Annotated in this window: 5 protein-coding genes; 3 read left to right on the forward strand and 2 right to left on the reverse strand. The window is 63.6% G+C overall.

Annotated elements, in window-relative coordinates:
• Positions 1-8: 8 nt before the first annotated feature.
• Entirely contained in the window at positions 9-7529 is a 7521-nt protein-coding gene (locus tag AC1RRC_RS24895; protein ID WP_493058236.1) for a two-partner secretion domain-containing protein, read from the forward strand.
• 61 nt (positions 7530-7590) lie between these two features.
• Here AC1RRC_RS24895 and AC1RRC_RS24900 read toward each other — a convergent pair whose 3' ends face one another.
• Positions 7591-8592: a hypothetical protein gene (locus AC1RRC_RS24900; protein ID WP_493058237.1), complete on the reverse strand. Its 1002-nt coding sequence runs from the start codon at positions 8590-8592 to the stop codon at positions 7591-7593.
• A 352-nt stretch (positions 8593-8944) separates the two neighbouring features.
• Between AC1RRC_RS24900 and AC1RRC_RS24905 the strand changes: the two genes are divergently transcribed.
• Complete coding sequence (locus tag AC1RRC_RS24905) at positions 8945-11536, forward strand: TonB-dependent receptor plug domain-containing protein (protein WP_493058238.1); 2592 nt, start codon at positions 8945-8947, stop codon at positions 11534-11536.
• Positions 11537-11613: 77 nt separating this feature from the next.
• On the opposite strand, the gene AC1RRC_RS24910 is transcribed toward AC1RRC_RS24905, so the two are convergent.
• Positions 11614-13221, reverse strand: a complete 1608-nt coding sequence (locus AC1RRC_RS24910) for a diguanylate cyclase domain-containing protein (protein WP_493058239.1) — start codon at positions 13219-13221, stop codon at positions 11614-11616.
• A 131-nt stretch (positions 13222-13352) separates the two neighbouring features.
• On the opposite strand from AC1RRC_RS24910, the gene AC1RRC_RS24915 reads away from it, so the two are divergent.
• A complete protein-coding gene (locus AC1RRC_RS24915) occupies positions 13353-14216 on the forward strand; it encodes a GNAT family N-acetyltransferase (protein WP_493058240.1) in 864 nt (287 codons plus the stop codon).
• The last annotated feature ends 30 nt before the right edge of the window (positions 14217-14246 follow it).

Consider the following 14246-nt stretch of genomic DNA (forward strand, 5'->3'; position numbering starts at 1 on the left):
GACTGCCCATGCCACGCCTCGCCTGCTTAACCGCCCAGATCCGCGCCGCATACCTCGCCGCATCGGGCGCCACCCTGTTATCCGTCTTGTTGTTGCCATTGTCCGTGCAGGCCGCGCCGGTGGATCCGGTGGTGCGCGCCGGCACGGCGACCTTTGCCGTCAACGGCAATGTCTACACCGTCACCAACGCGCCGAACACGATTATCGACTGGCGCCAGTTCAATGTGGCCAACGGCGAATTGCTGCGCTTCCTGCAGCAAAACCCGCAATCGGTGGTGCTCAACCGCGTGACCGGGAACGACCCCAGCCAGCTGTTCGGCTTGCTGCAATCGAACGGGCGCGTGGTGCTGATCAACCCGAATGGCATCCTGTTCGGACCGAATGCGCAAGTCGATGTGGCGGGACTGATCGCCTCGACCCTGAACCTGGCGGACGCGGATTTCCTTGCCGGGCGCATGGCGTTTAACGGTGGCGGGGCGGCATTGAACAACCAGGGGCGCATCACCACGCCGCTGGGCGGCAGCGTGTTCCTGATCGGGGGCGACGTCACTAACAATGGCGTGATCACCGCGCCGGGCGGGCGTATTTTGCTGGCGGCCGGGCAGTCGGTGCAATTGGCGGACAGCGGCGCGCCGGGCTTGTCCGTCACCTTGAAGGCCGATGGCAAGCAGGCGCTGAACCTGGGGGAGTTGACCGCGCAGGGCGGCAGTATTGACATGTATGGCGCGCTGGTCAATCACAGCGGCATTGCCCGGGCCGACAGCGCCGTGGTCGATGCGCGCGGCAATATCGTGCTCAAGGCGAGCGGCGACACGATGGTGTCGGGGACCTTGAGCGCCGCCAATGCGGCAGGCACGGGCGGCACGGTACACGTGCTTGGCGACAGCGTGGCGCTGGACGGCGCGGCACGCATCGACGCCTCGGGCCGGGATGGCGGCGGCACGGTGCTGGTGGGGGGCGACTTCAAAGGCTCCAACCCGGCTTTGCCCAATGCGCGCACGGCCAGCGTGGCGGCAGGGGCGCGGATCGACGCCAGCGCCACCGGCAATGGCGATGGCGGCAAAGTCGTGGTGTGGTCCAACGACAAGACCGATTACGCGGGCAGCATTGTTGCGCGCGGCGGTGCGCTGGGCGGCAATGGCGGACAGGTGGAAACCTCGGGCAAGCTGCTGTCATTCGACCAGGGCCGCGTGGATACGCTGGCGCCGAAGGGCGTGACGGGCAACTGGCTGCTCGATCCGGCGGTGTTCTGTTTTTATCACACCAGCAGTGCCGAATGCACGGGCGCGGCGGCGGCGGGGGCGACCAACTTCAATACGCTGGGCAATATCCTGGTGTCGACCGGCGGCACCCTGGAAGCGACCGACTTCATTACGTTCCTGCCGGCCGGCGGCACCGCCGCGGTCAGCAATTCGATTCCCGCCGGGCTGACCTTGAATGTGAAGGCGCCGTATATCCAGCTTGGCAATGGCAGCAATATCGATACCAAGGTGGTGGGCGTGCGGCTCGATGCCTCCGGTGCGTATGGCAATACCACGCAGCATGACGCGGGCGGCGCCAACCTGACCGGCAGCATTGATGTCGGGGGCCACCTGACTTCCAACGCCAGCCAAACCTTGCTCAGTACAGGCAATATCAACCTGGTGCACGGCGGCACCGGCTACACCGCGCTGCGCATGACGTCCGCGACAGGCGCCCAATCGCTCAGCACCACCGGCCAGCTATTGCTGGAAGCTGGCAGCGGCAACGATGCGTCGGGACAGGCGCGCCAGACCGCGCTGTTTTCGGAGGGCGCGCAAACCATTAATGCCGGCCAGCTGATTCTGCAGGCCGGCAATACTGCCGGCGCCTCGGGCAACCATACCGAGATCAGCGCCAAGGGCAGCCAGGCCATTAACGCCACCGGCATCACACTGGCGGCGGGGGCATCCGGCTGGGCCATCATTTCCGATAACGCCGATGGTGCTGCCCAGACCATCAAAGCCGACCGGATTACGCTGACTGGTGGCAGTGCCGGCGTGGACAACCGCGCAGTGATAGTCACCACGGGTAATAATTCAGTGCAGGACGTTACCGCCAATGTCAGCCTGGACGTCAATGGCGGCGCCGGCGGGCAGCGCAACTTTGCCATCATCAGGAGCGGGGGCGGCAGCACGGAATCCGCGGCGACGCAGAAAATCACGGGCGGTGCGATCAAGGTGACGGGCGGCACAGGCGCCGGCGACAACTACGCGTCGCTGTATACGCCGGGTGGACAAAACATCGTGGCATCGTCACTGGTCATGACTGCCGGGGACAGCGGCACAGCGACCGCCGGCTTTGCGCCCTATGCCGAAGTATCCGCCGGCATCGGCGGGCAAACTGTCAGGGTCAGCGGCGTCCTGTCGCTGACCGGCGGCGCGGGCACGCTGGGCAGCACAGCATACTTGTCCACCGAAGCCAACCAGACCATCACTGCCGGTACGCTAAACCTTGCCGGCGGGGCGTCGGGAAAAGGAAATAAAGTCAACCTCGGTTTGTATGCGCATGGGGCGGACGCGGTCCAGAGCATCAGTGCCGGCACGATCGCGCTTACCGGCGGCGCCAGCGGGACCGATAACTCCGCAGGTCTGCATGCCAACGGACAGCGCATAACGCAGGACGTAGTCAGTGGGGACTTGAAGATCACGGGCGGTAATGGCGTGGGCAATTGGGCGCACCTCGATGCTCAGGATAACAGCGGCGCCTTGGCCGCAAAACAGCAAGTTACGGCAGCTGCGATTACCGTAACTGGCGGCACCGATGCCAACGCGACCATCAGCGGTAATGCCGACAGTCTGGTCCTGAAAGCCACGTCGCTGACGATGCACGGCGGTACCGGCGCCGATGCGATCGGCGCGATTGGCGTCGGCAAGGGTAATTCCGTCATCACGGTGCAAGGCGCGATCAGCCTGACCGGTGGTTCCGGCCCAGCGTCGGCGACCGCCAACATTGGTTCCGGCGGCGCGCTGCATGTGACGGCAGCAAGCATCGCCCTGCAGGGCGGGGCATCAGGTACTGGTAATCAGGCCTTCATTTCGAGCACCAAAGGCCTGGCATTGGATATAGCAGGCGCGCTGGACATGAAAGCCGGTGGCGGCACGCAAGACAACGGCGTCAGTGTGTCGTCCGGAACGGATCTGACCGTCAATGCCGGTTCCATCGCCATGCAAGGCAACGCGACCGGTACCAACAATGGCGCCAGTATGAGCAGCGGAACCGACATGGCGGTCAAGGCAACGAATGCCTTGACTCTGGCGGCAGGCAGCGGCACCAACAACAGCGCAACCTTGTTCAGCAGCGGCAACCAGACCATCGAAGCCGCAGCGTTTTCCATTACGGGTGGTTCCGGCGGATCGGGCAACCATGCCAATGTCTCGATCAACAACGGCACCGACGCGCTGCAAAAAATCACGGCCACCACCTTCACCATGCTGGGTGGGCAGGGCGGCGGCAACAACATCGCCGGCCTGCACGCCAACGGCACGCGCGTGACGCAAGAGGTGACCGCCACTGGCAGCCTGAACCTGAGTGCCGGCAACGGGGCCGGCAATTGGGCGCATATCGCCGCCGGTTACCAGGACACCACGCCCTCCACGCAGCGCATCACGGCCGCGTCCATCAATCTGACCGGCAGCGCCAGTACCGCTGCCGATTCGGCCTCCAATGCCCTGATCCTGAACTACGGGACGCAGGCGATCAAAGGCGGTTCGATGACCGTAACCGGGCGCCTGACACCGGCGTCGGTGCAAAACAGCCGCGCAGGGGGCATGCAAACCGTCGACCTGACGGGCGCGCTGGCGCTGACCGGTGGACAAGGTACCAATGTTTCCGCTTTCCTGGGCGCAAACGGTGCGCAAAACATCAGTGCGGACAGCATGACGCTGGCCGGCGGCAGTAGCGGCAGCGGCAACCTCGCGTATATCAGTAATTCAAACGGCGACCAGTCCCTCAGCGCCACCCGCGTGTCGCTGACAGGCGGTGGTGGGCAGCGCAACCAGGCTGGCATCTTTGGCGGTGTGGGCAAGCAAACCATTACGATCAGGGGGGGCGGTTCGCTGGCATTGCAAGGCGGCTCGGGTGATGCGTTGCCGGCGACCGGACGGCCTGCCACGTCATACTGCGGTGGCTGCGTGCTCAGTTCTAATGGGGCCCTGATTTCCAATGGCGGCGGCAGCCAGGTGGTGGACTTTGTTGCCGGCGGGACGCTGACGCTGACGGGCGGGACGCGTGGCAGTGATAACTCGGCGCTCCTGATCGGTAACATGGACAATGGCGGCACACAGACCATCACCAGTTCCGGCGGCGCCGCCAATTATCCCGTCATCACGCTGACGGGCGGCAGCGGCGGCTTTTACAATCCTGCGGATGGCGCCAATGTCGGTAACGTGGCGGCGCTGGGCGCTTTTGACAGCGGTTCGCCAACGGCCGCTGCCGCCGGGGTGAAAACCATCAATGCGAAATCCATCACGCTCAACGGCGGCGGCACTGCCAATGAGCGCGGGGGCGCATTGCTGGCCGCCGGCAATGGCAGCAGTATCGTCAATGTGACGGGCGACCTGCTCATGAACGGTGGCGCCAGCAGTGTGGCTTACCGGACAAGCACTGATCCGTCGAAGGCATTCTGGCCCGATTTCGGCTCGCTGGCGGGGATTGCGGCCAGGGGCAATGTCGACTTGAAAGTGGGTGGCAACCTGGTCATCCGTGGCGGGGCGGGCAGCACGTCGCCTGCCGGCATCCTGTTGACCAACGGCGGCAGGCTCACCGCCGACATTCAGGGGACCACCCGCATGGATGCCGGGGCATCGGTCGCCGGCATCGGCACCGGTGTGTTGAGCGCTGACACGATGCCACAAGCCGGATCGTCCGGCATCGAACTTGGCAACAGCGACAGCTTCACGACGTCGACGTTCGCGGCATCGGGTAAATACTTTGCGCTGGATGGCGTCATCAATGTCACCAGTTCCGCGCCGGACAGCATGCTGGTCGGCAGCTACAGCGGTGGTGCGATCAATGGCCCCGGCTGGCGCGCGCTCGGCGCGAAACCCATCGTGGCGGAAATCTTTGCCAGCGACGGCATCGAAGTGGGCGACAATGCCGCCATCCTTACGCCGAACGGCAGCTGGATCGCCGTACTCGGCAAGAATGCGGCGGCATCGGCCGGAACGGAAGTCAATACACTGACCTATGGTGCCTTATCGTCGCACGGTTACCAATGGACCACGGAAGCCTTCAATTCCAGCAACGCGCAAGACTTCCGCTTCATCCTGCCGGACACTGCACCAGTGGTGAACGTGCATGCGGATGAGCAAATTGCGCAAGCCGCCTGCAGCGCCAATCCCGCCCTGTGCGTGACACCGCCGATCGCTGCCGCCACGCCGACCAGCGCGGTGGCGCCGGTGGTGATCGATGTGGCGCTGACGGGCGGCGTTGATGAAACGCCGCTGTCGGCGTCGCTGGCGCAGAACCAGGCCGACACGCCGCCACCGGCCGCCGAACCGGCGCCGAAAGTGCAGGGCCCGCGCGTGGCGGTGCGTGAGCGCGAAGCGGCGCGCTCGGCGCAACAGAAAAAATCCACCGCCGACCTGAAACGCGAGGCGCGCGACGCCGGTGCGCTGGCGAAGGCCAGCCAGGAAGCGGCGCGCAAGGCCGCGCTGGCGGCGCAGAAGGAAGCGGCCGAAGCGAAACGCCTTGCCGCCGCCGCCGCGAAGACGGAAGCGCAGGCGGTGCGCGCCACGGCGGCGGTGGGCGCGGCCGAAGGAGACTTGCGCGCGGCCGAAGCTGATGCCCGCGACGCCCGTGCCGCACTTGGCGCGGCCAGCACGCCGGCGCTGAAAAACCAGGCCCAGTTGCGCCTGGCGACGGCGGAAGCGGCCCGTGCCGGGGCGGAAGCCAAACTGGCCGATGCCCGCGCCAGGAAGTCTGAACTGGGCGCGCAGGGCAGCGAAGCGGGGGCGCGCAGCGCGCAAGCCGACGCCACGGTGCTCGATGCCCGCTCGCGGGAAGCGGCGGCCGAAGCGAAACTGGCCGACCTGGCGCACAAGGAAGCGCTGGTACGCGCCCGCGAAGCCAAAGACCCGGTCAGCCGCGCCGCCGCCGAGCGTGTCGCCGACGACAAGCGCATCGAAGCGACCCAGCGGACGGCGGAAAGCGATGTTCGCAAATCGTACGCCGACGACTTGCGTTTCGCCGCCGAACAGGGCAAGGCGCAGGCCGACGCGCGCCAGGCGCAATCCCAGGCCTCGCAGGCGCTGGCGCAGGCGCGCCGCGATGAAATGCGCATGCAGCGCGCGGTGGCGCGCGCCCGCCAGGAAGAGGTGCTGGCCGCCGGCAAAGGCGGGGCCGGACGCACGGCCCAGGGCGGCAAGGACGTTGCCGAGAAACTGGTGGCGGCGGAAACCAAACGGGCCGAGGCCAGCCAGTCGGCCGCCAACGCCAAGGCGCAGGCGGCCGATGGCAAGCAGCGCAAGGCCGACGACGGCATGGCCGAAGTGGCGCGCCGCGACAATGCGCGCCGTGAACGTGCCGTGAAAGCCTTCGTGGCGGGCGCCAACGCGTCGATGACGGCCAGCCAGCTGGCGCAACTGGCGGCGCTGCGCCATGAATACAAGGGCGTGCTGTTCAAGGATGCGTTGAAGGTGCTGGAGCAAAATGGCCGCGCCGCCGATTTGCCTGCCTGCGGCGGCAATATCAGCAATACCTGCATGCCGAGCTTTGCCCAGGCGCGCATGGAATGGCCGACCGCGCGGCCACTGGTGCGCAGGCCCGTCGCCGCCTCGCTGCCGCAAATCGAGCGCAAGGTGGCCATCGTCATTGGTATCAACCAGTACACCGACCAGCGCATTCCGCAGCTCGATACAGCGGTGCCGGATGCGGATGCGGTGGCGCGCCAGCTGGAAACATCGATGGGTTATGAAACGCGGGTGCTGCGCAATGCCACCCGCGGCGACATCGTGGCGGCGCTGCAAAACGTGTCGCGCGAACTGGATCCGAATGACAGCCTGGTGGTGTATTACGCCGGCCACGGTTACTTGCGCGCCATGCCGAAAGGTCCGGCGCAAGGCTACTGGATACCCGCCGATGGCGCCGCCAGCAACCCGGCCAACTGGATCTCGAATGCGGACGTGTCGAAGCTGTTGGCCAATATCCCGGCGAAGCAGGTGATGCTGGTATCGGACAGCTGCTATTCCGGTGCTTTCAGCAAGGAGCAAAAGGTCGGCGTGGCGGGCGATCCCTCCAGCATCCTGGCGCGCCGCTCGGTGGTGGTGATGTCATCCGGCGGCGAAGAACCGGTGTCGGACGAAGGCGTCGAAGGCCACTCGATCTTTGCCTGGAGCCTGATGCAAAGCATGAAGAAAGTAGGGCAGGTTGAACCAGGCAGCCGCGTGTTCGACGCGACCCGCGAACAGGTGACGGCGGCGTACCCGCAAGTGCCGCAGTATGGCGCGGCCGTCTCGGCGGGTCACGCGGCTGGCGGCGATTACCTGTTCGAGACCCGCACCTACAAATAACGGGACGACAAAAAACCGGCTTGCCACCAAGGTGGCAAGCCGGTTTTTTTATTTCAACAGATCACTTCAGGTTGATGGTGATCGCCCCCGGTGCGCATGTCGACGAATACTGGTACGTCAGGTTCACGCCGCCCGAGAGGCCGGACTGGCCGGACAAGGCTTGCGAAAGCGACGCATTGCCGGCGCCGCAGGAACCCGCCGCGATGCCGTTGATGCAGTAGTTGAAATTGACCGGCACGGTCAGGCCATTGGCCGATACCGAGCCTTGCACCGCGATGCCGCAGGTGCCGGTGCCGCCGCCCACGCCGGTGCCGGAAATATTGAAGGCCGAGCCGTCCAGGCTGAACGAAATGTTCGGGAACATCGCCACATACGCGCTGTTGTAGGCGCTGACGAATTTGCCCCACTGGTCGGTGTTGAAGGCAGCGGCGGTTACGCTGGCCAGGTTGGCGCTGTTGGCCTGCATGTATTTCGACAGGCCGGCCAGCGCGCGGCCGTAATCGTTGATGTTGGCCCCGCTGACGGTCGGCATGGTGGACGTCAGGCTGCCATTCAGCTTGAACAGCTTGGCGACGTTGGCGGCCTGCGCATTGAAGGCGGCGGCAGTGATGGCGGCGCTGGCGCTGGAGAAGGCGTTGGCATACGCCATCGTCGTCAGCGGCGTCACCATGGCGGTCGAATTGCCCGGCGCAACGGCAATCACGGCGCGCAGCGGGGTCGAAAGCTGGGTCGACTGGTTGGTCGCCTCATCCGTGTAGGTGCCGCCGCTGGCTTCGACAATCACATCCCCGGTGAAGGTGATGCTGACCGTGTAAGCGCCGCTCGCGTCCGTGGTGCCGGTGCCGAGGGTGGCGCCGGTGGCGGCATTCTTGATGGTCACGGTCGCGCCGGAGACATTGCCTTTGACAATCGAGCCCGTCACAACCGAGGCGGCGGTCGTGGTCGTGGTGGTGGTCGTGGTGGTGGGGGGGGCCGGGATTGAAGGGCTGTCGGAGCTGCCGCAGGCTGCCAGCAGGACGACAATGGAGACGGTGGAAATGCGGGATATCTTTCTCGAAAGCATAGCTATCCTCCCTGAAGTGGTGTCTATTTTTATACGGACAGATTTATTGCATCCGTTCATTTGTTGTAGCACCCGTATTGCCCCCTTTCAAGACAAACAATCTTTTTCTATGTTTGCGTTGCGAAACGACCAACGCTAGCCTGTGTGTGGCGCTAATACCACTTGCATTGAAAAGTGAAATCTGCCCTACGTAACAAAATTGCATGAAAGTGTTGTTTTTTATACACCCATAACCTTAAAGCATGGCTGTATAGACGGATTACCTATATTTTCTTGGCTTGCATGCAAGGAAGTACCCGGACCACGCCTGTCGTTGATCACGCCCGACGTTCACAAAAAGAGAGATAAGTACATGAAGAAGAAAAGTATTCCACTTGCAGTAATGATGCTGTGCGCCAGCCAGTTTGCCTTTGCTCAATCCGGCGATGCCGCCGCTCCTCAGTCGATCGATCCGGCCGCATCCGGCGCGCAGCAGGATGAAGTTCAGAAGGTCGTCATCGTTTCCACCGGTAGCCGCGGTTCGCAGCGCTCCATGGTCGACACGCCGGTGCCGGTCGATATCCTGGGTGCACGCGAACTGACCAAGACCGGCCAGGTCTCTCTCGACAAGTCGATGCAGTTCCGTGTGCCATCCTTCAATACCGTGCAAACCCCGGTCAACGACGCCACGTCGCTGCTGGACCCATACGAGATCCGTAACCTGGGCCCGAGCCGCGTGCTGATCCTGATTAACGGCAAACGTAAAAATGCCAGCTCGCTGGTCTATACCCAAACCTCGCCAGGCCGCGGTGAAAGCGGCTCCGATATTTCCGCCATTCCAGCTGACGCCATCAAGCGTATCGAAGTGCTGCGCGACGGCGCATCCGCACAATACGGTTCCGACGCGATTGCCGGTGTGGTCAACATCATCCTGAAAGACAACGCGGAAGGCGGCGCGATCACGGCGCGCGCCGGCATGACCCACGAAAAAGACGGCAAGATGGGCGGCCTGTCGCTGAACCACGGTGTCGCGCTGGGCGACCGCGGCTTCTTCAATTACACCGTCGATCTGTCCAACGTGGGCCTGTCCAACCGTCCGGGCCTGGTCAATGCAAAAGGTGAAGCGGGCGACTTCGGCGCCGACCTGGCCCAGGTGCAGGCATTCCTGGCGCAGAAGCCGGACGCCGGCAACATTAACGGCTCGCCAAAAACCACCGCCGGCAAGGCGCTGTTCAATACGCGCTATGAGATCGCGGACGGCACCAGCCTGTACGGCAACGCGGCCTATGTGCACAAGAAGGTCAACAGCTACGCCAACTACCGTACCCCGTACTGGCGTCCGACCGATTACGGCCTGCTGCATAAAGCCGGCACGCCGTACATCGGCTATGTGCCGACCTTTATCGGTACGCTGGATGACTACAATGCCACCGGCGGCGTGAAATTCGACGTGAATGGATGGAGCGGCGATGTCAGCCTGACCTACGGCGGCAACCAGCAGAAATACCACGTCGGCAATTCCGTCAACCGTGGCATGGAAGATGCCGTGCTGGCAGGTACCAGTACGGTGCATTCGCCGACCGAATTCAACGCGGGCGGCGTGAAGTTCCATCACTGGGTACTGAACGGCGACATTTCGAAGCAAGTGCTGCCGGACGTCAGCGCATTTGCCGGTACCGAAATGCGCCACGAAAAATATGAAGTCGTTGCTGGCGAACTGGCATCCTATGATAAAGGCGGTGCTGATTCGTTTGCCGGCAATGCCCCGGTCAATTCGTTCCCATCGTCGCGTTCGAACTATGGCGTCTATGCCGGCGCCACCTGGGACATCAGCAAGCAGTGGGTGATTGACGGCACCGGCCGCTACGAGAAATACACCGACTTTGGCAGTGCATTCGTGTGGAAAGCGGCATCCCGCTTCAAAGTGACCGACTCGCTGACCTTGCGCGGCTCGGCGTCGACCGGCTTCCGCGCTCCGTCGCTGGCACAGACTTACACGCAGAAGGCGCAGTATTCGTTCGTGCCGGGTTCGGGCATCCAGGTGTCGGGTCTGGTCAATAACGTGTCGGCGGAAGCGGCCAAGCTGACGGTGCCAAAGCTGCGTGCGGAAAAATCCGACAACGTGACGCTGGGCCTGGGCCTGAAGCCGGACAGCGACACCTCCATCACGGTTGACTACTACAACATCAAAGTGAAGGATCGCATCGTTCTGGGCAAGGAAATTACGCCGGTTTGCCCTAAGCCGGTAACGGCCGCCTGCCTGGCATCGAGCCCGCTGGATCAGGTGATGGTGCCGGCCGGCCTGGTATCGGTCAGCTTCTTTGTCAATGCGCTGACCAGTACCACCCAGGGTATCGACTACGTGCTGTCGCGTAAGAACATCCCTGCGCTGGACGGCAAGATGACCCTGAACCTGTCCGGTAACTATTCGCTGAAGAACGAGCGTGACGGCGCGGTCAACAATCCTGTGCTGGTGGCGAACGCCAAGCAGTCGGTGCTGGATGAAACCCAGGAAGCGCTGATGTTCACGTCGCGTCCGAAATTCAAGACCATCCTCGGTATCGACCTCGACTACCGTAACGTGAACTTCTCGCTGAACAACACCGTGTTTGGTCCGACCCGCTTCCGCAACGCCGGCATGGACCGCAGCCTGGAAGTCGAGTTCAAGACGAAGACGGTGACCGACTTTGCGATGAACTACAACCTGACCAAGGACATGACGCTGTCGTTCAACATCAACAACCTGTTGAACGTGACGCCGCAGTGGAACTTCAAGGCGCTGAACGCCGCCGGCCAGGCGATTATCGACGACAAGAAAATCGATCCGTCGTATAACCTGACCCCGATTGAAATCCAGCGCAACCTGGTGACCTTCAACGGCCGTTATTCGATGGTGTCCTACGATGGCTCGCACTTCAGCCAACTGGGCCGCACCTTCGCCGCGTCGCTGAACTACCGCTTCTGATGTCGTAACGTCGTAAGGTCGTAACTGTACGGGCCCGCACTGCGGGCCCGTCTGCATTGGGCCGGGTAATTACGGGCCTAAGCAGTCGCGGGACGCGCCGCCACGCACGTCCTGCCTTTGCCCTGCGTCTTGGCGCAATACATGGCCTGGTCGGCCAGTTCCAGTAATTCCGCGCGGTGTTCGCTGTGGGCCGGGTACATGGCAATGCCGACGCTGGCATTGACGTGGTAATCGTGCCCGGCCAGCTGCAATGACTGCGCCAGCCGGTGCCGCACCTGCGCCATGCATTCGACGGCGGCCAGTTCCGACGTGTCCGGCAATACCGCGACAAATTCATCGCCGCCCCAGCGCGCCACCACATCGCTGGTGCGCAGCGCCTGGCGCAGCCGCGATGCGATTTCCCGCAGCACGTGGTCACCTGCCGCATGGCCCAGCGCATCGTTGATGGGCTTGAAGCCATCGAGGTCGATAAAGCAGACCGCCACCTGCTGGCGCTGGCGGCGCGCGGCGGCCAACGTCTGTTGCATCAATTCATCGAGCAGCAGCCGGTTGGGCAAATGCGTGAGGGGATCGAAATGCGCCAGGCGCCGCACTTCGCGCAGCGCCGCTTCCCGTTCCACCGTGGTGTGCTGCAATTGCCGGTATAGCCGGTGATAGGTCATGGCCAGCGCCGCCGCCGCCAGCAGCAGCACGCTGATGCCGGCCAGCGTGTAGTACAGCGGGCGCGGATCGGCGCGCGGCGGTTCCGGGTCGTAAATCATGCCGTCCAGCGGACGGGTGCGTTTGACCATGCCCAGCTTGTGGTACGTGTCGGCGATATGCTGCCAGCGGCCCGGGTTCATGTGGCCCAGCGGCACCAGCGTGGGTAACACCAGTTTGGAAATTTCCTGTGCTTCATAGCGCAAGTGCTCGATCGACAGCTCCGGCGCATACTTGGTGTGGATCAGTTTGACGATCTCATCCTGATGGTCGAGCGCATACTGCCAGCCCTTCAAGGTGGCGGCGCGGAAGGCGCGCACCCGCTCCGGATGCTCACGGATCTGTTCCTGGCTGGTGAACAGCACTTCACTGTAAAAATCCACGCCATACTGGCGCGGACTGATCACGTTATAGGGAATGCCGCGGGCGCGCAGTAAATCCGGTTCATTGCTGATGTAGGCATTGAAGGCGTCCGCTTTACCCTCGATCAAGTCTTCGATGCGGTAGCTGGTCATTTCCAACTTCAGCTGGTCCAGCGGGATGCCTTCGTACAGGAAGACCGCCAGCAATTCCGCATTTTCCGGCGGCGGCAACGTCATCAGCCGCTTGCCCGCCAGGTCGGCGGGCCGGGTCAGATCCCCTGTGGTGATCCACACGCTGGGCGACGATTGCAGGATTGCCGCCAGCGCCACCACCGGCTTGCCTTCGATATACGCTTGCGCCAGCCCCGCATTGGTGACGCCGAAATCCGCTTCCCCGTTGACCACCCGGGTAATGGCCGGAGCGACATTATTGCCAGGAATGAGTTCCACCTCGAGGCCCGCTTCGCGGTAATACCCCTGCTGCACGGCCGCGTAATAACCGGCAAACTGGAACTGGTGCGTCCAGCGCAGCTGCATGCGCACATGGTCGAGCGGCGGCTCGGCACGGGCGCTGCCGCAACAGGTCAGCAGCAAGGCTAGCGCGAGGCGGCGGAGCTTGGTCATGGTTGCAATCGGATAGGTGGAACCAGTGTGCGTCCAGACGTCCATTGTGACAAGCCGGTTGTGGACTTCAGGCAACAATTGACAGGGGGACGTTGCCGCCGTAGCGTGCAGGGAACAAACAAGGAGTCATCATGGAAATTCAGGTCATGGACCAGGACCAGCTGGGCATGGTGCTGGACTGGGCGGCGGCGGAAGGCTGGAACCCCGGCCTGCACGATGCGGACAGTTTTTATGCGGCCGATCCCGGCGGTTTTCTGCTGGCGCGCGTGGATGGCGAACCTGCCGCCAGTATCTTTGCCGTGCGCTATGGTGAACAGTTCGGTTTTATCGGCGGTTATATCGCGTTGCCTGCCTATCGTGGCCAGGGGATCGGCATGGCGGTGTGGACGGCCGGCATGGCGCGGCTGGCGGGACGCAATGTCGGCCTGGATGGCGTGCTGGCGCAGCAGGGCAATTATGCGAAGTCGGGATTCGTGCTGGCGCACCGCAATGTGCGCTTTGCCGGGCAGGGGCGCGGCATGCAGGGCGCCTCCGGCGGTCCCGCCACCCATGGCGCGCATGGCGGCATTGTGCCGCTGGCCTCGATCAATCCCGATGAAGTGGTGCGCTATGACCGGCCCTTCTTTGCCGATGATCGCAGCGCCTTCGTGCGGCGCTGGATCACGCAGGCCGGCAGCGTGGCGCTGGGTGTTGCCGCCGCCGGCCGGCTGGCCGGTTATGCCGTGCTGCGGCCATGCCGTGCCGGCTACAAGGTGGGACCGCTGTTTGCCGATACGCCGGCGCAGGCGCACGCCCTGTTCGATGCCCTGCTGATGCACGCGCCGGCGGGCAGTGCCGTGTACCTCGATGTGCCGGAGCCGAACCGGGCCGCGTTGGCGCTGGCGCGCAGTTATGGCATGCAGCCGTGTTTCGAAACGGCGCGCATGTATACAGGCGCAGCGCCGGCGCTGGACCTGGAGCGGACCTATGGCGTTACAACCTTTGAGTTGGGCTGACCTTGAACTTGGTGACCCGCATCAGTACGT

It is taken from the genome of Pseudoduganella sp. GW821-FHT12E03, assembly GCF_058807115.1.

Bases quoted from the DNA above. Each gene is read 5' to 3' on its own strand.
- AC1RRC_RS24895 (WP_493058236.1), top strand. From the start codon at position 9: ATGCCACGCCTCGCCTGCTTAACCGCCCAGATCCGCGCCGCATACCTC.
- AC1RRC_RS24900 (WP_493058237.1), bottom strand. From the start codon at position 8,592: ATGCTTTCGAGAAAGATATCCCGCATTTCCACCGTCTCCATTGTCGTC.
- AC1RRC_RS24905 (WP_493058238.1), top strand. From the start codon at position 8,945: ATGAAGAAGAAAAGTATTCCACTTGCAGTAATGATGCTGTGCGCCAGC.
- AC1RRC_RS24910 (WP_493058239.1), bottom strand. From the start codon at position 13,221: ATGACCAAGCTCCGCCGCCTCGCGCTAGCCTTGCTGCTGACCTGTTGC.
- AC1RRC_RS24915 (WP_493058240.1), top strand. From the start codon at position 13,353: ATGGAAATTCAGGTCATGGACCAGGACCAGCTGGGCATGGTGCTGGAC.